Annotated in this window: 16 protein-coding genes; all 16 read right to left on the reverse strand. The window is 69.1% G+C overall.

The window, feature by feature from the left end:
- Position 1: 1 nt before the first annotated feature.
- Entirely contained in the window at positions 2 to 2,989 is a 2,988-nt protein-coding gene (locus tag GXN78_RS25455; protein WP_106556495.1) for a formate dehydrogenase subunit alpha, read from the reverse strand.
- 13 nt (positions 2,990 to 3,002) lie between these two features.
- Positions 3,003 to 3,227, reverse strand: a complete 225-nt coding sequence (locus tag GXN78_RS25460) for a formate dehydrogenase (protein ID WP_106556496.1) — start codon at positions 3,225 to 3,227, stop codon at positions 3,003 to 3,005.
- A 104-nt stretch (positions 3,228 to 3,331) separates the two neighbouring features.
- Positions 3,332 to 3,949, reverse strand: coding sequence for a molecular chaperone TorD family protein (locus GXN78_RS25465; RefSeq protein WP_106556497.1), 618 nt, complete (start codon positions 3,947 to 3,949; stop codon positions 3,332 to 3,334).
- A complete protein-coding gene (locus tag GXN78_RS25470) occupies positions 3,946 to 6,060 on the reverse strand; it encodes a 4Fe-4S binding protein (RefSeq protein WP_239142903.1) in 2,115 nt (704 codons plus the stop codon). The genes GXN78_RS25465 and GXN78_RS25470 overlap by 4 nt, the downstream gene beginning before the upstream one ends.
- Positions 5,984 to 6,511, reverse strand: coding sequence for a DUF3306 domain-containing protein (locus tag GXN78_RS25475; RefSeq protein WP_343231029.1), 528 nt, complete (start codon positions 6,509 to 6,511; stop codon positions 5,984 to 5,986). Before GXN78_RS25475 ends, GXN78_RS25470 begins: the two co-directional genes overlap by 77 nt.
- A gap of 72 nt (positions 6,512 to 6,583) precedes the next feature.
- Positions 6,584 to 7,171, reverse strand: coding sequence for a DUF3305 domain-containing protein (locus GXN78_RS25480; RefSeq protein WP_106556499.1), 588 nt, complete (start codon positions 7,169 to 7,171; stop codon positions 6,584 to 6,586).
- 53 nt (positions 7,172 to 7,224) lie between these two features.
- Positions 7,225 to 7,644, reverse strand: a complete 420-nt coding sequence (locus tag GXN78_RS25485; RefSeq protein ID WP_106556500.1) for an FHA domain-containing protein — start codon at positions 7,642 to 7,644, stop codon at positions 7,225 to 7,227.
- Between the two features lie 145 nt (positions 7,645 to 7,789).
- A complete protein-coding gene (locus GXN78_RS25490) occupies positions 7,790 to 10,018 on the reverse strand; it encodes a LamG-like jellyroll fold domain-containing protein (protein WP_308812404.1) in 2,229 nt (742 codons plus the stop codon).
- A gap of 209 nt (positions 10,019 to 10,227) precedes the next feature.
- Positions 10,228 to 13,125: a formate dehydrogenase subunit alpha gene (gene fdhF, locus GXN78_RS25495; RefSeq protein ID WP_106556502.1), complete on the reverse strand. Its 2,898-nt coding sequence runs from the start codon at positions 13,123 to 13,125 to the stop codon at positions 10,228 to 10,230.
- The gene (locus GXN78_RS25500) at positions 13,122 to 14,921 is read right to left on the reverse strand and encodes an NADH-ubiquinone oxidoreductase-F iron-sulfur binding region domain-containing protein (RefSeq protein ID WP_106556503.1); all 1,800 of its coding nucleotides are present in this window, start codon (positions 14,919 to 14,921) and stop codon (positions 13,122 to 13,124) included. Before GXN78_RS25500 ends, fdhF begins: the two co-directional genes overlap by 4 nt.
- A 90-nt stretch (positions 14,922 to 15,011) precedes the next feature.
- Positions 15,012 to 15,968, reverse strand: coding sequence for a LysR substrate-binding domain-containing protein (locus GXN78_RS25505; protein ID WP_106556504.1), 957 nt, complete (start codon positions 15,966 to 15,968; stop codon positions 15,012 to 15,014).
- A gap of 10 nt (positions 15,969 to 15,978) precedes the next feature.
- Positions 15,979 to 17,070 carry an iron-sulfur cluster carrier protein ApbC gene (apbC, locus tag GXN78_RS25510; RefSeq protein WP_106556505.1) on the reverse strand — a complete coding sequence of 364 codons (1,092 nt, stop codon included), beginning with the start codon at positions 17,068 to 17,070 and terminating at the stop codon, positions 15,979 to 15,981.
- Positions 17,071 to 17,136: 66 nt separating this feature from the next.
- On the reverse strand, positions 17,137 to 17,628 hold the full coding sequence (locus GXN78_RS25515) for an RES family NAD+ phosphorylase (protein WP_181360535.1): 492 nt from the start codon (positions 17,626 to 17,628) through the stop codon (positions 17,137 to 17,139).
- A complete protein-coding gene (locus GXN78_RS25520) occupies positions 17,628 to 18,200 on the reverse strand; it encodes an antitoxin Xre-like helix-turn-helix domain-containing protein (RefSeq protein WP_239142904.1) in 573 nt (190 codons plus the stop codon). The genes GXN78_RS25515 and GXN78_RS25520 overlap by 1 nt, the downstream gene beginning before the upstream one ends.
- A 105-nt stretch (positions 18,201 to 18,305) precedes the next feature.
- Complete coding sequence (locus tag GXN78_RS25525; RefSeq protein ID WP_106556506.1) at positions 18,306 to 18,902, reverse strand: cysteine dioxygenase; 597 nt, start codon at positions 18,900 to 18,902, stop codon at positions 18,306 to 18,308.
- Positions 18,903 to 18,939: 37 nt separating this feature from the next.
- Entirely contained in the window at positions 18,940 to 20,151 is a 1,212-nt protein-coding gene (locus GXN78_RS25530; RefSeq protein WP_106556507.1) for an acyl-CoA dehydrogenase family protein, read from the reverse strand.
- Positions 20,152 to 20,266 lie beyond the last annotated feature (115 nt).

The raw sequence follows: 20,266 nt of genomic DNA on the forward strand, positions 1-20,266 counted from the left end.
CTTATGCCTTCTCGATGTTGCAGACCGTCGTCTTGGTCTCTTGCATCATGGTCACGCTGTCGTAGCCATAGGTGGTCGAGGTATTGATCGCCTCGCCGCGCACCACCGGCGCCGCGCCCGACGGGTAGTAGGGCAGCATGTCCGCGCCCTGCCAGTGGCCGGAGAAGTGGAAGGGCATGAAGACCGTGTCGGGCCCCACCCGCTCGGTGACCAGCGCCTGCACGTTGAGCTTGGCGCCGGTGGGCGTGTGGACCCAGGCGCGCTCGCCGTTGCGGATGTTCTTCTCGGCCGCGACCTTGGGGTTGATCTCGATGAACATCTCCTGCTGCAGCTCGGCGAGCCAGGGGTTGGAGCGGGTTTCCTCGCCGCCGCCCTCGTACTCGACCAGGCGGCCGGAAGTCATGATGTAGGGGAACTTCTCGGCCACCTTGTCCGCGATGTTCTTCTGCTGCACGCTCTTGTAGAGGGTGGGCAGGCGCCAGAAGGCCATCTTGTCGTCGTGCGTCGGGTACTTGGCCATCAGGTCCGGCCGCGTGCCGTACAGCGGCTCGCGATGCTGCGGGATGGCATCGGGGAAGTTCCACACCAGCGCGCGCGCCTTGGCATTGCCGAAGACGTGGCAGCCGTGGTTCTTCATGGTGACGCGGATGATGCCGCCCGAGTTGTCGGTCTTCCAGTTCTTGCCCTCGGCCTTGGCCTTCTCGGCATCGGTGAGTTCGTCCCACCAGCCGAGCTTCTTGAGCAGCAGGTGGTCGAACTCCGGATAGCCGGTGGTGATCTCGGCGCCCAGCGAACACGAGCCGTCCTCGGCCAGCAGGTTCTTGCCGTTGCGCTCCACGCCGAAGTTGGCGCGGAAGTTGCCGCCGCCGTCCATCACGTGCCTGGAGGTGTCGTAGAGGTTGGCGCTGCCCGGGTGCTTGAGCGCGGGCGTGCCGTAGCAGGGCCAGGGCAGGCCGAAGTAGTCGCCCGTGAGGTCGTAGCCGTTGACCTTGTCCTTGCCCGACTTGGCGCGCAGCGTGCGCACGTCGAAGGCGCCCATGTTGCGCATGTGGGCCTGCAGCCGCTCGGGGCTTTGCCCGGTGTAGCCGATGGTCCAGCAGCTGTTGTTGATCTCGCGAAGGATGTCGTCGGGGAGGGGCTCGTCCATGCCCTTGACCTTCTGCATCTTGTAGTTCTTGCTGAGCTCCTTGCCGAAGCCCAGCCGATCGGCGAACTGCTGCATGATCATGTGGTCGCTGCGGCTTTCCCACAGCGGCTCGATGACCTTCTCGCGCCATTGCAGCGAGCGGTTCGAGGCGGTGACCGAGCCGCTGGTCTCGAACTGGGTGCAGGCCGGCAGCAGGTAGACCGCGCGCTTGGGGTTCAGGTCCTCGGGCCGGCCCGGCATGGCGGCCATGGCCGCGGTCGCAGAGGGGTACGGGTCCACCACCACCAGCAGGTCCAGCTTGTCCATGGCCCGCTTCATCTCGAGGCCGCGCGTCTGCGAGTTGGGGGCGTGGCCCCAGTAGAAGACGCCGCGCAGGTTGGCGTCCTGGTCGATCAGCTCGTTCTTCTCGAGCACGCCGTCGATCCAGCGCGAGACCGTGATGCCCGGCTTGCTCATCATCGCGGGCGAGGCAAACTGCTTCTTGATCCACTCGAAGTCCACGCCCCAGACGGAGGCGAAGTGCTTCCAGGCGCCCTCGGCGATGCCGTAGTAGCCGGGCAGCGAGTCGGGGTTGGGCCCGACGTCGGTGGCGCCCTGCACGTTGTCGTGGCCGCGGAAGATGTTGGTGCCGCCACCCGACTTGCCCACGTTGCCCAGTGCCAGCTGCAGGATGCAGGAGGCGCGCACGATGGCATTGCCGATGGTGTGCTGGGTCTGGCCCATGCACCAGACGACGGTGCCGGGCCGGTTCTCGTTGAGCCAGGTCGCGACCTTCAGCACCTGGGCTTCCTTGACGCCGCAGGCCTCCTCGACCTTGTCGGGCGTCCACTTGGCCATCACGTCGGCGCGCACCTCGTCCATGCCGAAGACGCGGTCGTTGATGTACTTCTTGTCTTCCCAGCCGTTCTTGAAGATGTGGTACAGGATGCCAAAGAGGAAGGGGATGTCGGAGCCCGAGCGGATGCGCACGTACTCGTCGGCCTTGGCCGCGGTGCGGGTGAAGCGCGGGTCGACCACGATCACCTTGCAGCCGTTCTCCTTGGCGTGCAGCAGGTGCAGCATGCTCACCGGGTGCGCCTCGGCCGCGTTGGAGCCGATGTACATCGCCACCTTCGAGTTGCGCATGTCGTTGTACGAATTGGTCATGGCGCCGTAGCCCCATGTGTTCGCCACGCCCGCGACGGTGGTCGAGTGGCAAATGCGCGCCTGGTGGTCGCAGTTGTTGCTGCCGAAGAAGCTCACGAACTTGCGCAGCAGGTAGGCCTGCTCGTTGTTGTGCTTGCTGGAGCCGATCCAGTAGACCGAATCGGGCCCGCTGGCCTGGCGCAGCTCCTTGAGCCTGGCGGTGATCTCGTCGAGCGCCTGGTCCCAGCCGATGCGCTGGTACTTCCCGTCGATGAGCTTCATGGGGTAGCGCAGCCGGTACTCGCCATGGCCGTGCTCGCGCAGCGCGGCACCCTTGGCGCAGTGCGCGCCCAGGTTGAGCGGCGAGTCGAAGACCGGCTCCTGCCGGACCCAGACGCCGTTCTCGACCACGGCGTCGGAGGCGCAACCGACCGAGCAGTGGGTGCAGACCGTGCGCCGAACCTCGATCTTGCCGGCGCCGACGGCCGCCGGCTTGCCCTCGGCCGCCTGCGTCTTGCGCATCAGCGTGAGCTGGCCGGCGGCCAGGCCGACACCGACCCCCAACCCCGAGCGCCGCAGGAAGGCGCGCCGGTCCATGGTCGGCAAGGCATTCGCGAGGCCGCGCCGCAGGCTGTGGACGAAGGGCGAGGCGGCGGATGAAGAATGAAGCGGTTCGCCGTCGCGCGGGGCGGCGGTCGACTTGCGGGTCAGCAGCATGGTGGTGTCGTCCTCAGGCCGAAGTGGTCTGGTAGTAGCGCTTGACGTGTTCGCTCAGCGTGTAGCCGCCGCCCTTCTCGGGCGCGGGCTTGAGAGCGGGAGTGGCGGCGGAGGCCGGCGCCTCGACGACCTTGGGCAGCACCGTGACGGCTGCTGCGGCTGCGCCGACCGAGGCGGCGCCCAGAAAGAAACCCCGGCGGGATGCCGGCTTCGTGCCGGCGGATTGGCTGTCCTGCATATCGACTCCAGGAGTGGCTCGGTAAAACCAGATATGAAACCAGTTACATATCTTTGGATACTAGTCCAGACCCTAATAGGGAGGCAATCAAAAGCCCCTCAGGGCTAGGCCAGCATGTCGAAGCCCTGGGCCTCGACCTCGGCGAAGGCCCGGGTCAGGCCCGCCAGCGCGGCATAGAAATGCGCCTTCGGATGCTGCGCCACCGCATCGCACATCGCCGGCAGCCAGGGCTGCACATGGGCGGCGAAGAAGGCCTGCTGCTGCGTCAAGTTGGCCACCGCGACGTCCTCGCCGGCGATCAGGTAGCGCATGACTTCGAACAGGCAAGCCACGTGATCCTCGGTCTCCGAGACCGCCTGCTCGCGCGCCAGGCCCAGCCGATCCAGGTCGGCGCGCAGGCGCGCCAGCGGCTTGTCGTTGAGGAAGCCGCTCAGGTAGTGCGATCCGAACAGGTAGATCTCGGGCTTGCCGATGCCCCCGAAGAGCGCGTCGTACTCGTCGCGCGCCGCGGCCGTGTCGAGGCCGCGCGCCACGCCCACCAGCTGGCGCCAGGGCTCCTCCAGGAAGGCGCCGGCGGCCGGCGCCTCGGTGGGCGCGACCTGGAAGGCAGCGAGCAGTTCGGCATCGGGGGCCGCGTACCAGAGCCGCGCGAGCAGCCCATAGAGCTCGGCGCGCGCAAGCTCCTCGTCGAGCGCGGAAGTGGCCGGCAAGCGATTGCTCATAGCTGCGTGATCTTCATTTCGTTGGAGGCGCTGTACAGGTCGATGACCCGGCAGTCGCTGCACATCTTGAGGCGCTCCAGCGCCTCGCCCTGGAACATCGCATGGCCGGCCAGCTTGCCCAGCATGGCCTCGATCGCCTTCTCGGTGCCGAAGGGCTTGTCGCAACGGATGCAGCGCCAGGGCTTCGCCTCGTTGAGCAGCACCGGCTGGCTGCGCTCGGGCGCCACGAGCAGCCGGGGCACGAGCGAGATGGCGTCCTCGGGGCAGGTGCTTGCGCACAGGCCGCACTGCACGCAGTTCTTCTCGACGAAGCGCAACTGCGGCGCGTTGGGGTTGTCCTGCAGGGCGCTCGCCGGGCAGGCGCTCACGCAGGCCAGGCACATGGTGCACTTGCTCTTGTCGACCTCGATGGCGCCGTAGGGCGAGGCCGCGGGCAGCGCGATGGCCAGCGGTGCTTCGCGGGCGGCCTTCATCGCCGGCGCGGCATCGACCAGGTGGTCGAGCGCAAGCTCGAGCGTGCTGCGCTTCTCGGCACCGACCGCGAAGCGCGCCGGCACCGCCGGCCGCTGCGGATGCACGCGGGGCAGCTCGGCCAGCGCGCTGTCGAGCGCCGCGGGCCGGCTCGCCTCGATCAGCCGGAAGTGCGTGCCGGCGTAGCCCAGGCCCGCAAGCACGGCCTGTGCGATCGCCATCTGCTCGCGCAGCGCCTCGATGTAGGCCGGCGCTTCCTCGCCGGTCGCCAGCACCGCCACCTGCGAGGCGCCGAAGGCGACGGCGCTCAGCCACAGGTCGATGCCGGTGCTCGCCGCATGCCAGAGGCCGACCGGAATCACTTGGGCCGGCACGCCCTGCGCGCGGCCGAGCCGCGCCTCGCGGCCCAACTGCTCGATCAGGGCCTGGCCGCCTTCGCGGCCATGCAGCAGCAGCACCGCATCGCGCCCGCCCGCCACGGCATAGGTGGCGAGCAGCGTGCGCAGCTTCGTGCCCTGATCGGGCGCATGCGGGTAGGCGTAGGCCAGCGCGCCGGTCGGGCACACGGTGGTGCAAGCGCCGCAGCCCACGCAGAGGTTCGGGTTGACGACGATGCGCTGGCGCTCCTTGTCGCTGCTCACCGCATGGGCCGAGCAGACCTCGATGCAGGCATTGCAGCCCACCTGCTCGTTGCGGCTGTGGGCGCAGAGCTTCTGCCGGTAGTCGAAGAACTTCGGCTTCTCGAACTCGCCGACCAGCTCGCGCAACTGCAGCAGGGTCGCGGGCGCCTGCGCATTCGTCAGGCCGCCGCGCAGGTGGAAGTAGCCCTGCGGCGGCGCGTGCCAGTCGATCAGCGGCGCCTCGCCCAGGTCGAGCACCAGGTCGAAGCCGGCCTCGAGGGCCTCGGCCGGGCGGCCGAAGTCGATGGCGCCGGCCACCGTGCAGGCCCGCTCGCAGTCGCGGTGCGACTGGCACTTCGCGTTGTCGATCTGGTAGTCCAGGCCGATGGCCTGCTCGGGGCAGGCCGCCACGCAGGCGTTGCAACGGGTGCAGAGATCGAGGTCGATGGCGTTGTCGCGCGTCCAGCGCAGCTGGAAGGCGCCGAGCCAGCCGGCGAGCGCATCGATGCGGCCGGCGACCACGGGCCAGCGGCGCTCCTGCGCACCGCCCGCGCTGCCGGGGCCGCGCGAGAAGATGGTGACCTCCAGCGTGTCGGCCAGCAGCGCGGCCACACGCTCCGCCTCGTCGAGCGCGCCGACGACCAGCAGCCGGCCCTGGCTCTTGTAGCTCACGATGCCGACCGGTTCGGGCTCCGGCAGCCGGGCCTGCGCGAGCAGCGCCGCGATCTTCGGGCTGGCGCTCGCCGCATCGCGACTCCAGCCGCCGGTCTCGCGGATGTTGACGAAGCGGATCGGCGACTCGGCCCCCGGCGTCTGCTGCGCGAGCTCGCCGAACAGGCGCTTCTCCTGCGTGCAGGCCACGATCACCTCGTCGCCGGACTGGATCGCGCGCTGGAAGGCCGGCGCCTCGCGGCGGCACAGGGTGGAGTGGAGGGGCAGCGTCTCAGCCAGCGCCGCGCCGAGGGTCTTCGGCTCGAGTGGCATCGTCTTGTTGCAGTCGCAGATCAGCGTGGTGGTCATCGGTTTCTTGGCTGGCCGGCTGCGCATCGGTGGCGACCGGTTGGCTGGGAACGGGATCCGTGGAGACGGACTCTGCCACGTCCGCGCTTGCGTCGGGCTCAGGGTCTTTGTCAGGCTGCTCGTCGAACAGCTTCATGAATTTCGCGCTGGCCATCTGGCGCAGCACGCTCTCGGGCACGGGGGTCGAAACGGAATAGTCGTCGATGTAAGTGTCGAGACCATCCATGACGTTGAAGTGCGGATCGGTGAACAGCTTCTTGAGCGCGGCGTTCTTGACTTCGGGCGCGACGTTGCTGGCGAGGAAGGGCTTGAAGTCCGAGTCGGGTGTGAGCGCCTGCGCATCCTCCAGCGTCGGCGCCGGCGGTATTTCTCCCTCCTCTTCCGAGGGAGGGTTGGGGTGAGGGCACGCGGCCACAACCGGCGCAGGCTCTACAAGCGCCTTCACCGGCACGACCGGCTCCTCCGGCACCCCCTCCCCCCCCTCACCAGCTGTTTGCGCCGCGACCACCGCTCGAAGAACCCTTCAGACATCGCCCGCCCCCCGCCCGCGCTTCTTCTCCGTCGACACGCTGGCCGCATTGCCGAAGCGATCCACCAGCGGCTTGAAGCTTTGCGGCCGCTGGCGCCGCTTGGGCTCGGCCTCGTAGTGCTCGTCGACCCAGGTGCGCAGCCATTCCACCACCTCGGGCGGCGCCGGCACCTGCTCGACCGTCTCCTGCGCATCCAGCCAGCGGCCCGCCTCGCTGTAGCTCAGCGTCACCACCACCGGCCGCGCCATCGGCTCCGCGGCCAGCGTGGCCTCTTCTTCCAGGCGCCACAGCACGAACCAGCCGGGGGCCGGCGTCGTCGCGTTGAGCCGGTAACCGTCGGTGTCGTCGCGAAACAATTCGACCTTGAAGCCCGGATGCAGCCAGCGCTGCACCTCGTCGTCCTGCTGCAGCAGGCGGGGGGCACTGCCGAAGCCCGGTTCGTCGGGCACCACCCCCTCGAGCGTCCAGCGCCAGGGCTGCCAATGGCTCGAGGGCCCGTGCAGCCGCTCGCGCCGCATCACGACCGCAACCTCGAGCGAGGGGCGTGCGCCGTCATCGATGGGGCTGGGGGGCGAGTTCATGCGCCCGACGATAGCTCAAGCGGCGCGTGGACACGCCGCTGCGGCCATTGCGTTCAGGGCAGCAGGGACAGCGACTCGCGCTTGCGCGGGCGCACCCAGGTCCGGCGCGGCTGTGCATCGAGCTTGTCCAGGTCGCCCGGCACGGTCACCAGCCGCAAGGCCTCGGCCGGCGGCAGCACGGTGGTGCTGTAGAGAAAGCGCAGCTGGCAGTCGCCCACGGTGATCGCATCGCCGTTGCCGAGCGGCCGGGTGCCGATCACCCGCTCGTCGTTGAGGTAGGTGCCGTTGCGGCTGCCGAGGTCGGCGAGCAGGTAGCGGTCGCCCGTCCACTCGATGAGCGCGTGCTGACGGCTCACCTTGTCGCTGTCGATGCACACGCGGTTGTCGACGGCGCGTCCGATGGTCGTGGACGGTCCGGCGATGTTGATCTGCCGCACGCTGCTGTTGCGGGCCAACACGATGAGTCTGGGCATTCCCTCTTCCTGCTAGTCATTGAACTGTCACCGAGCTTAGCGGCGCGGTGCAGCCTCCATGCCTGCAAACAGAAGCATCAAAGTCCCCTTGTTCGCCCCTCGTTCACCGCCGCGTGAAGAAGTTGGCGCGCGGCCAGGTCGCGCGTCAGGCGGCAAGCGCCGCGATGTCGGCGGCACTCAATGCGCCGCTGTAGATGCGCAGGTCCTGCATGCGGCCGTTGAAGTAGGGGTCGGCCGCGTACTGCGAGCGGCCGAGCCAGTTCTGCGTCGTGTCGCCGAGCTGCCAGGGCGCAAGCGCGATCGCGTTGTTGCTGCCGGCGGCCACGCCGTCGACGTACAGCGTGCTAGTGGTGCCCGACAGGGTCACCGCGAGATGCACCCAGCGGCCGGTGGGCAAGGCGCTCGCCACGATGTTCTGCTCGCCATACCAGGTGGTGCCGGTGACGGTGAAGCGCATCGAGCCGCCGCTGTCGCGCGGCAGCAGTGCGAGGTAGGCGATGTCGCTGGAGCCGAAGTCGAACACGCGCGCGTTGGTCGCGGCGGCGTTCCAGTACACCCACAGCGCGATGGTGAAGTCGCCGAGGCCGGCGAGCACGCCGGTGGGCAGCGCGAGGTGGCCGCTGCTGCCGTCGAGCGCCAGTGCGCCGCCACTGCTGCGGCCTGGGCCCCAGCTCGCGCCCCCCTGCAGCGTGCCGTGCTGGGCGTTGCCTCTGGCATCGGTCGCCGTGGTTCCGCTGGCCGCATCCAGCGCCAGCCGCACGCGCAACTCGGTGGGGAGTGCCGCGCGCGCCACGTTGGAAACGCTGCTCTCGCCGCTGCCGCTCACCGCGGTGACGACGTAGTACCAGATGCCGTTGCCCGGCGTGTCGGTGTAGGTGCGAGGGTCGGTGACGCTGGCGACGGTGGCGAAAGGCCCGCTCGCCGAGCTGCCGCGCTTGACCTTGTAGCTCGTTGCGCCCGCGCTGCCCCACCACGACATCAGCACCTGGCCGGCGGTGACATGGGCGGTGAGGCCGCTCGGCGGCGAGCCTGCGGCGGCCGCGTCGCGGCTGTAGGTCAGCGTGCCGAAGCTCGGCTGGTCGCCACCCCATTCGCTGCGCTCCGGGCGAATCTGGGCAGCGATGGCGGCCACCCAGGGCGCCGCCAGGCCCTTGCGATTGACGTAGTGGTTGTAGATCGACTCCCAGGCGGGGCGCAGGTTAGGCTGCCCGCCGGTCGACACCACGGTGAAGGTGCCTTGCCGGTTGACATAGGTCGAGAACGGCGGCGAGTAGTACTGACCGTTGCCGTCCTGCAGGTTCGACTTGGCCACGTACTCGGCGCCGGCCAGGAAACGGTTGTTCCAGTACCCGTACAGGTCCTCGCCCTGGCTCCAGGCCATCTCGCACAGCAATCCGGTCAGCGCCATGCCGAGGGTGGCGTGACCCTGGTCCCGGCCGCTTTCCTGCCACTGCCCCAGATAGCCGGGATGGAGCATGTAGACGTTGTGCGCCGCCGCACCGTTGCCGCGGCCGGTCTTGTAGTACGCGATGGCCTCGTCGTAGTGGTCGGTGCGATCGCAGAAGACGCCGATGGCCAGGATGCCGCAGATGTTGCAGAGATCCCAGTTGGCCCAGTAGTTGGTGATGTTCGCGCCGTTGTGGTTGAGCAGGAAGCTGTGGCACAGCGGATAGAAAACCTCCAGCAACAGCTTCTGGAAGCGCGCCACGCCTTCGGCCGACCATCCCGCGTAGCTGCGCATCATCTCGGCTGCGTTGGCCCACTGGTAGCCGTAGATGCCGGCGGCGAGGAAGCGGTCGGCGTTGCCGGTGAGCGTGATCATCGTCGAAGACCAGGCGTCGAGGTACTGCACGGCCAGATCCGCATAGGCGGCGTTGCCGGAGACCTTCCAACGCAGCGCAAACTGGTAGGCGCGCTCCATGTCCTCGACCATGGTGCGGTGGTTCTCGCCGTCGCCGCCGCGCGTCACGGTTGCCAGCGGCACGGGCGCGCGGCCCAACTGGGCGCGGCTGCTGGCGGTGAGCGCGTTCCAGCCGCTGAGCCAGGGCTGGGCGCCGGCCGCCACCTTGGTTCGCATGCGCTCGAAATCGGCATCGGTGTGCAGCAGGCCGGGGTGGACGAACTTGCGCGCCTGCGCGACGGACTCGGAGCTGGTGGTGGCCGTGGTTTCGGTGGTTCCCGTCGTTCCGGTGGATTCGGTTCCGGTGCTTCCGGCTGTCGAGGTCGAGGAGGTCGCCGTCGCGTTCTGTGCGGTCGTGGCGCCGGTGGTGCCCGCGCTCACACCGAATCCCCCGCTCCCGCCCCCATCGCCGCAGGCCGCGGTCCCCAGCGCGGCGAAGCTTGCTGCGCCCACGCAGAAGATGCGACGATTCAATGAAACGGTGTCGTTGTCGTTTTCTGGCTGGTCCACTTTTGACTTGGCATAGTTATGCTGGATAAGTAACGTCCAGCAACATACATGCCACCGCTGCAGCCATGGTCGCCGCCCACCGAAGCGCGCATGGCACGCATGCTCGCGGGGCGACAGGCAGCGTCAGAAAGACGCTCGATACGCCAAAAATGTCACACCCGAGGTGCCGCTTTTCACTGCGCCGCTGGTGTTTCCACTCTTTCGACTGCCCCGGTCCCGTAGCCCGCGGCGGCCACCGGCGCGCCGCCCGGCAGCACCTGCACCGCGCAGTACTTGAACTCGGGGATCTTGCCCATCGGATCGAGGGCGGCGTTGGTCATCAGGTTTGCGGCGGCCTCGTAGTAGGCGAAGGGCACGAAGACCGCGCCGTTCGGCGTGCCGTCGTCGCGCCGCACGTGGATCGCAACCTCGCCGCGGCGCGAGCGGATGGTGATCACGTCGCCGGCCTGCAACCCCAGCGCATCGAGGTCGCCCTGGTTCATGGAGGCCGTGGCCATGGGCTCCAGCGCATCGAGCACCATCGCGCGCCGCGTCATGCTGCCGGTGTGCCAGTGCTCCAACTGGCGACCGGTGATCAGCACGAAGGGGTACTGCGCATCGGGCCGCTCGTCGGCCGGGATGATGTCGGCCGGCACCAGCTTCACGCGGCCGTCCGCGGTCGGAAAGCTGTCGATGAAGACGGTCGGCTGGCCCGGGTCGTCGACGCTCAGGCAGGGATAGGTCACGCTGGACTCGCGCTCGAGGCGCTCCCAGCTGATGCCGCTGATGGCGGCGTGCATGGCCTGGCGCATTTCGTCGTAGACGGCGGCGACGCCGCATTCCTCGCCTTCGTAGTTCCAGGGCAATCCCATGCGCTGGGCGAGCTGCTGGATGATCCACAAGTCGGGCTTCGCATCGCCCGGCGGATTCAACGCGCGCTTGCCCAACTGCACCATGCGGTCGGTGTTGCTCACCGTCCCGGTCTTCTCGGGCCAGGCGCTGGCAGGCAGCACCACGTCGGCCAGCCAAGCGGTCTCGGTCATGAAGATGTCCTGCACCACCAGGTGCTCGAGGCTTGCGAGCGCGTGGCGCGCATGGTTGAGGTCCGGGTCGCTCATGGCCGGGTTCTCGCCCATGATGTACATGCCGCGGATCTTGTGCGGATCGTCCTCCGGGGCCAGCGCCTTGTGCATGATCTCGACCACCGTGTAGCCGGGCTCCTCGTCGAGCGGCACGCCCCAGAAGTTCTCGAACCAGGCATGCGCATCGGCGTTGTCCACGCGCTGGTAGTTGGGAAACATCATCGGGATCAGCCCCGCATCGCTCGCGCCCTGCACATTGTTCTGGCCGCGCAGCGGATGCAGGCCCGAGCCGGGCTTGCCGATCTGACCGGTGACCGTGACCAGCGCGATCAGGCAGCGCGCGTTGTCGGTGCCGTGCACATGCTGGCTGATGCCCATGCCCCACAGCACCATCGCGCCCTTCGCAGCGGCAAAGGCGCGCGCCACCTCGCGCAGCGTCTCGGCCGGGATGCCGCAGATCGGCGCCATGGCCTCGGGGCTGTAGCCCTTGACGTTCTCGCGCAGCGCCTCGAAGTTGCTGGCGCGATCGCGCACGAAGGCCTCGTCGACCAGGCCTTCGTCGATCACCGCGTGGATCAGCGCGTTGAGCATGGCCACGTCGGTGTCGGCCTTGAACTGCAGGGTGCGCCAGGCGTGCCGGCCGATGTCGGTGATGCGCGGGTCGGCCAGCACGATCTTCGCGCCGCGCTTGGCTGCGTTCTTCATCCAGGTGGCGGCCACCGGGTGGTTGGCGGTGGGGTTGGAGCCGATGACGAAGATCAGCTCCGCATGCTCGACGTCGTTGACCTGGTTGCTCACCGCGCCCGAGCCCACGCCTTCGAGCAGCGCCGCCACGCTGGAGGCATGGCACAGCCGCGTGCAGTGGTCCACGTTGTTGCTGCCGAAGCCGATGCGCACCAGCTTCTGGAACAGGTAGGCCTCCTCGTTGCTGCCCTTGGCGGAGCCGAAGCCGGCCAGGGCCTTGTTGCCGTGCGTGTCGCGCAGGTCCTTGAGCTTGCCGCCAGCGAGTGCGAGCGCCTCTTCCCAGGTCGCTTCGCGGAAGGCGTCGTGCCAGTCGCCGGGACGCGGTGCGTCGCTGAAGTCCTTGGGCACGCCGGGCTTTCGGATCAGCGGCACGGTCAGGCGCTGCGGATGGTGCGCGTAGTCGAAGCCGAAGCGGCCCTTGACGCAGAGCCGGCCATGGTTGGCCGGGCCGTCGCGGCCGTCGACGCTGACGATCTTCTCGTCCTTGACGTTGTAGGTGATCAGGCAGCCCACGCCGCAGAAGGGGCAGACCGAATCGACCTTGCGGTCGACCTGCTGAGATCCGATGTGGCTCTTGGGCATCAGCGCGCCGGTGGGGCAGGCCTGCACGCATTCGCCGCAGGCCACGCAGGTGCTGTCGCCCATGGGGTCGTCGAGGTCGAAGACGATCTTCGAGCCGGCGCCGCGCAGGGCGTAGCCGATGACGTCGTTGACCTGCTCCTCGCGGCAGGCGCGCACGCAGCGGTTGCACTGGATGCAGGCGTCGAGGTTGACGGCCATGGCGGGGTGGGAGAGGTCGGGCTGCGGTTGCTCGCGGCGCAGGGCCTTGAGGGCGGGGCGGACTTGGACGGCCAGGCGCTGGGCCCAGTCGCTGAGCTCGCCGTGCTGGCCCACCGGCGTGCCCTCCGCCACGCCCGCATCGTTCCACTTGTACCCCTCATCCGGCATATCCGACAGCAGCATCTCCACCACCATCCGCTGGCTCTTCAACGCCCGGTCGCTGGTGGCCTGCACCTCCATGCCGGCGGTCACATTGCGGCAGCAGCTCGGCGCCAGCACGCGCTCGCCCTTGATCTCCACCACGCAGGAGCGGCAGTTGCCATCCGCCCGCAGCCCTTCCTTGTAGCAAAGCCGCGGGATCTCCACCCCATGCCGCTGCGCGGCCTGCAGGATGCTCTCGCCCTCGAAGGCCCGGACCGCACGCCCGTCGAGCGTGAACGCGACCGTCTGCGGCATCAGTTCGTTCAGCTTGGCGGGCGCGTTCATTCGATCTCCTGCGCAAAGTACTTCTGCACGCAACGAATCGGATTGGGCGCCGCCTGCCCCAGGCCGCAGATCGACGCATCCCCCATGACTTGCGCCAGGTCTTCCAGCGTGGCCTGGTCCCACACCGGCGCCTCCATCAGCGCTGCCGCCTTGGCCGTGCCCACGCGGCAGGGCGTGCACTGGCCGCAGCTCTCGTGCTCGAAAAATCGCATCACGTTGCGCGCCGCGTCGCGCGCCCGGTCGTGCTGGCTCAGCACCATGACGGCGGCCGAGCCGATGAAGCAGCCGTGCGGCTGCAGGGTGTCGAAGTCCAGCGGGATGTCGCTCATGCGGGCCGGCAGAATGCCGCCCGACGCACCGCCGGGCAGGTAGGCGTAGAGCGGGTGGCCGTCCAGCATGCCGCCGCAATACTCGTCGATCAGCTCCCGAACCGTGATACCCGCGGGCGCGAGCTTGACGCCGGGCTGCTTCACCCGCCCGCTCACGCTGAAGCTGCGCAGCCCCTTGCGCCCGTGGCGGCCGAAGCCGCTGAACCACTGGGGCCCCTTCTCGACGATGTCGCGCACCCAGTAAAGGGTCTCGAAGTTGTGCTCCAGCGTGGGCCGGCCGAACAGGCCGACCTGCGCGATGTAGGGCGGGCGCATGCGGGGTTCGCCGCGCTTGCCCTCGATGCTCTCGATCATCGCGGACTCCTCGCCGCAGATGTAGGCGCCGGCGCCGCGCCGGAGCTCGATGCGCGGCATCTCGCAGGGCGGATCGGCCTGGAGTTTCGCGAGCTCGGCCTCCAGCAGCGCGCGGCAGTCGTGGTATTCGTCCCGCAGGTAGATGTAGCAGGCCTCGGTGCCCACCACCTGCGCCGCGATCAGCACGCCCTCGAGGAAGCGGTGCGGATCGCGCTCCAGGTAGACGCGGTCCTTGAAGGTGCCGGGCTCGCCCTCGTCGATGTTCACCGCCATCAGCCGCGGCGCCGGCTGCTCGCGCACGATGCGCCACTTGCGCCCGGCCGGAAAGCCCGCGCCGCCGAGGCCGCGCAGGCCGGAGTCCTCCATGGCCTGGAGCACGGCCTCGGCGTCCTGCTCGCCGTTGACCAGCGCTGCCGCGAGCGCGTAGCCGCCGTTGGCACGGTAGGTGGCGTAGTCGGTGAAGGCGGGCAGCGGCTGCACCGCATCGGGCGGCGGCGTCACGCTTTTCTCGGTGAAGGCGGAGGGCACGAAATGGCCGGTCTCGCGCGGCGCCGGGGCGGATTCCAGCGCCTGCAGAATCTTGTCTGCGTCGGCCATGGGCACGGCGCGCTGGTGCACTGCCGCGGCCGGCGCCTGCTCGCAGCGGCCGATGCAGGGCGCTGCGATCACGCGCACGTCTTCGCGGCCCGCTGCGCCCAGCAAGGCGGGCAGCCGCGCCAGCAGGTCCTGCGCGCCGGCCAGCTCGCAGGCCAACCCGTCGCACACACGCACCGTGAGGCCGGGCGCCTGCTCGTCGCCGCGCAGGATCTCGAAGTGGTGATAGAAGGTCGCGACCTCGTAGACCTCGGCCATCGGGATGTTCGTCAAAGAGGCCAGCGCCACCAGGTGCCGGTCGTGCAGGCCGAGGCAAGCGTCGTTGAGCCGGTGCAGGTGCTCGATCAGCAGGTCGCGCCGAAAGCCGCCGTCGGGCCGCGGGCCGATGAGGGCGCGCACCTCGTCGAGCGCTGCGGCCTCGGGCTGGCGCCCCTTGAGCTTGCTCTTGCGGCGGATGCGCTCGCGCAGCTGGTCAGGGGTGGCGAGCGGGATCGCCGTGATCGTATTGGGAGAATTCATTGCCTGGTCCGTCGACACGGATTGGGTGTGCCTTCCCGACTGTGGCGCGCCTTGCCGCTTTCGGCAAATTGCATCGGCGCATCGCGCGATTCAAGAAATAAATGATGCGGTGCCACGAAGCGACCCGCTGTGCGCCGCGACTTCCTGCTGCCATTCGGGACTCTGGATCAGCGCCAGCGCCGCGTCCAGGGCGCGCGAGGGCCGCACGGCCGTCTGGGTCATGAATCCGATGGGCGTGCGCACCTCCGGCGCCACCAGCGGCAGCGCTTCCAGCCCGCCGTGGCTGCGGATGGCATCGACCATGGCGCCGGGCAGCACCGCGCAGACCTCTCCGGCACCGACGCTGAGCGCCAGCGTCAGCACCGAATTGGTCTCGATGGCGGGGGTTACCGTCACGCCCGCCGTCGCGAAGGCCTGGTCGAGGATGAAGCGGTTGTGCATCTCCGGCGTCAGCAGGCACAAGGGCAGCCGGCCCGCCTCGGCCCAGCCGATGGGCTCACCGATTTGCAGCGCCTGCGTATGGGCCGAGCGGCGCACCAGGAAGTAGTGCTCGATGCTCTGCGGCCAGGCCGTGAGCTTGACTTCGCGCACGTGCATGCGCTCCGTGTAGCCGAGCGCGATGTCCAGCGACAGGCTCTCCAGCCCGGTCTCGAGCTCGACCGAGCTCATCGACAGCACGGTCGGCGCGATGCCCGGATGGCGCGCCTGCAGCCGCCCGGCGAAGCGCGTGAGGATCGGGATCGCCGTGGGCACCGCGGCCATGCGCAGGCTGCCGCGCGGGTGCGCCTCCTCGCTCTTGAGCAGCTGCTGCAGCACCTCGTTCTCGTGCAGCATGCGGTGCGCGGCGGCCAGCACCGCCTCGCCCTCGTGCGTGAGGCCGGCGTAGGTGCGCCCGCGCTTGACGATCACCACGCCGAACTCCGACTCCAGCGCCCGCAATGCATTCGACAAGGCCGGCTGCGTGATGTAGCAGGCCTGCGCGGCGCGGCCGAAATGGCGGTGCTCGCTCAGCGCGACCAGATAGCGCATCGAGGCGAGCAGGTTCATGCGGCGTGGTTCAGGTGTTCTTGCTGACGGTGATGGTCGGGAACTTGGCCGAGAAATCCTTGGCCTTCTCGGCGATGCCCACCGCGACGCGGCGCGCGACCGCCTTGTAGATGCCCGCGACCTCGCCGTCGGGATCGGCCACCACCGTCGGCTTGCCGCTGTCGGCCTGCAGCCGGATGTTGATGTCCAGCGGCAGCGCGCCCAGGTAGGCCATGTCGTATTGCTCGGCCATCTTCTTGCCGCCCTCGGCGCCGAAGATGTGCTCGACGTGGCCGCAGTTGGAGCACACGTGCACCGCCATGTTCTCGACGATGCCGAGGATGGGCACGCCCACCTTCTCGAACATCTTGATGCCCTTCCTGGCGTCGAGCAGCGCGATGTCCTGCGGCGTGGTCACGATCACCGCGCCGGTCATCGGCACGCGCTGCGACAGCGTGAGCTGGATGTCGCCGGTGCCGGGGGGCATGTCGACGATCAGGTAGTCGAGGTCCTTCCAGTTGGTCTGGCGCAGGAGCTGCTCCAGCGCCTGCGTGGCCATCGGGCCGCGCCAGATCATGGCCTCGTCCTGGTCGACCAGGAAGCCGATGGACATGACCTGCACGCCGTGGTTCTCCAGCGGCTCCATGGTCTTGCCGTCCTCGCTCTCGGGCCGGCGCGAGATGCCCAGCATCATCGGCTGGCTGGGGCCGTAGATGTCGGCATCGAGCAGGCCGACGCTGGCGCCCTCGGCCGCCAGCGCAAGCGCGAGGTTGGCGGCGGTGGTGCTCTTGCCCACGCCGCCCTTGCCCGAGGCCACGGCGATGATGTTCTTGACGTTGGGCATCAGCTGCACGCCGCGCTGCACCGCATGGCTGATCACCTTGGTCGCGATGTTGGCCGAGACGTTCTCGACCCCCGGCACGGCCTTCGCCGCCGCCACCAGCGCCTTGCGCAGCGCCGGGGCCTGGCTCTTGGCAGGGTAGCCGAGCTCGATGTCGAAGGAGACATCGCCTTCGTGGATCTGTAGATTCTTCAGCGCCTTGGTGCTGACGAAGTCCTTGCCCGTGTTGGGATCGAGGACGGTCTTGAGCGCTTCGTTGAGCGCCTGGGGTGTAACGGTCATGGGGGCTCCTGATGGCCGGTAGTCTAGTGCGGTGCCGGGAGCAGGCCCGGCAGCGACCGCTTCACCCTACAGGGAAGCGGATGGGCGGGCGCCCAGGCGCTGGTCGAAGAACCAGGGCCGGAGCTTGGTCGCCTCGAGCTTGCCGGCGTCCGGGTGCCTGGGGTTCACGAGGACGTTGAACTCCTCGGGAACGATCACCGAGGGGACCAGCAGCAGGGCCGAGCCCGGGCCGGAAAGCCACTTGTCGCCTGCCTCCACGGAGACCTTGCCCTCGGGGATCGCGCTCCAGCCCACGGGCAGCGCTTGCGGCGGCCATTCCTCGCGCGCGGCCCAGACCTTGTCGGGCACGTCGATGGCGACCAGGAAACGGTTCAGCGGAAAGTCGGGCAAGGCCAGATGCACCACCGTCTCCAGGCACGCTAGCGCCACCGAGCTGGAGGAGTAGACGACCGGGCTGCCTTCCCGGTTCCAGCGCCCGCCCGTCTTCTCGGCACCTTTGCCGCTCAGGTCGTCGGCGGTGTACTCGCGGGTATCGGCAGCGATGCGCCAGATGCGCATCAGGAGTACGCGCCCGAGACGGCGCGGTTCAGCAGGTTCGACACCAGGGCCTGGCCCTCGGCCGTGTCCATGAGCTCGCCGGGCTTGCGTCCGCCGAGCGCGCCCACGGGCCTGGCCAGCCATCGGGCCACCCATTCGGCGGCATTGAATCCGGTCGGGTCGCCGGACTCCTCGATGATGGCCTGCGCCTGGCCCACCAGCCTGGCCATGCCCAGCACGCGCGAGGACTCGTCGCTGGACAGAGCCCTGCCCTCCCGCAGCTTGCGATCGATGGTGGCCCGGGGCAGCCCCAGCGTCTGGAAGAGCTTGTCCTTGCTGATGCCCATGGCGTTGGCCACGGCCAGCGCCACCTGCGCAGGCACGCCGGCCTTGACGAGCTCGATGCGCTCCAGCGGGTCGTAGCGGAACACCGTTTCGAAGTACCTGCTGCCGCCATTGCTCTTGAAGACATAGGCGGTCATCTGCTTCTCGCGTGCTTGCAGGCCTTGCACGGGCTTGGCGGCATCGCTGTATCGAAGCCGACTTGGCCGCTTGGGTTTCGCCGCGCTGGCGGGTTTGCTCGTCGTCGCCATATCCGCTCCTTTGAGCAGATATTATTGCTCAAAGGAGCGGATGACAAGCTCGCGGCTAGACAACCTTGAATCGATGGGTTCCGTCACGCCCCAGCCGCGTGGCAGTCATGAAGGACGAAGTTCGGCGGAACGGTCCCAGAGATTGCGCAGTTGCGTGTTCGAGTAGCCGGAGACGAAAGGCTTGCGCCCGCCGCCGGAGGGGTAAGTATGGCGCCGCACCGCGCCGATGTTGGCGCCGTAGACATGGATGCTGATCGACACCCGGTCGTCGTAGGCGTTGTGCACGCGGTGCACGTCGCCGATGGCGGGCGACACGGCCTCCACATCGCCCGGGGCCAGCCACAGGGGCTCCCCAACGGGGCGCAGCGCGCCGTCGCGCTCGCGGTAGGCCTGGCTGTACTCGGCGCCGCGCAGCATGCCGATCAGGCCCCACACCGTGTGGTCGTGCACCGGCGTGGCCTGCCCCGGCCCCCAGACGAAACTGACGACCGAGAAGCGCTCGGTCGAGTCGGCGTGCAGCAGGAACTGCTGGTAGCGCTCGGGATGCGGCCGGGCATAGACATCGGGCAGCCAGTCGTCCAAGGCAACCAGGCGGCGCAGCAGTGCACCGCCCCCCTCCAGGATCCGTGGCTCGTCGGGACGGCTATCGAGCAGACGGCCGAAGTCGATGACGAACTCGCGCAGCGGCGCCAGCCCGCTCATGCCGCCGCTCTCCAGACCTGCGTACCGCAGCGCTCGTTCATGCTGCACTCCCCAGCGCCGCCTTGCCCGCGGCCACCAGGATCGCGTCGTTCTGCGGCGTGTGGATGCGGCTGCACAGCACGTCGCGGTAGTGCCGCTCCAGCGGGTTCTGGCGCGCGAGCCCGTGGTTGCCGGTGAGCTGCAGCGCGAGCTCGACCGCGCGGATCGCGTTCGCGGTCACGCTGTACTTCAGCAGGCCGCTGTCGCTCGCGGCCGGCGCCTGGCCCGCGTCGACCCGGGCCGCCGCGTCGTCGAGCAGCACGCGGTTGCTGCGCAGCAGGGCCTCCATCTCGCCGACATGCTCCTGCACCCGCGGCAGGGCCGCGAGCGAAGTGCCCAGCGAGCTCGGCGCGCGCCGGTTCAGGAAGCTCAGCAGCCAGTCGCGCGCGGCCCGCGCCACCGCGTCGTAGAGCGTGCCCAGCAGCACCACCATCCAGGCCTGCTGCGTGGCATGGGCGTCGATGTCGGTCTGGCTGCCGGCATCGGGCGCCCATTCGGCCGGCGCGCGCAGGTCCACCGCATGGTCCAGCGGGATCGCGACCTGCTCGAGCAGCACCTCGTGGCTGCCCGAGGCGCGCAGGCCCAGGTGGTCCCAGCTCGCCACCACGCGGATGCCGGCCGCACTGCGCGGCACCAGGAAGAAGCCGGTGCGCGGCGCTTCCTCGTCGGTGCGGGCCCACACGGCCAGCCAGGTCAGGCCCTCGATGCCGGTGGTGTAGAGCTTGTGGCCGTCGAGCCTCCATTCGCCGCCTTCGCGCCGCGCCACGGTGGCCGGCAAGCCGCCGCGCGCGGGCGAGCCCAGCGCCGGCTCCACGCGCAGGGCGTTGATCAGCGCGCCCTCGCGCACCGCATCGCGCAGCACGCGGTCGCGCAGATGCGCCGGCCAGCGGCTGTCGCTGCGGCCGATCGAATGCTGCTGCAACCAGCCCATGGCGAGGATCAGCGCCGTCGCCGGCTCGCCCCACGCCACGGCCCCTAGCACGCGCCGCGCCACCGCCAGCGAGGCGCCGCCGCCGCCCTGCGCGCGCGGCGCGACCAGACCGATCAGGCCGTGCGCCTGCAGCTCGATGAAGTTCTCGCGCGGAAAGGCGCCGCTCCTGTCGTGATCGGCCGCACTCTGGGCGAACAGCTGGGCCAGGCGGGCGATCAGCGCGGGATCGGAGGCGGGATCGGGATTGGCCGGCAGGCGGCGCAGGGCATGCGAACTCATGGGCCGGGACCTTAAAGCCCGCCTCACGCACGCGGAAGGACGAATCCCGCATATCCAAACTCGCATTCCTGCGTTCGCAATCGGCGCGGCGCGCCTTAGCGTCGGGCCCTCCCCA

It is taken from the genome of Variovorax sp. WS11, from assembly GCF_010499245.1.
GTDB lineage: Bacteria > Pseudomonadota > Gammaproteobacteria > Burkholderiales > Burkholderiaceae_C > Variovorax.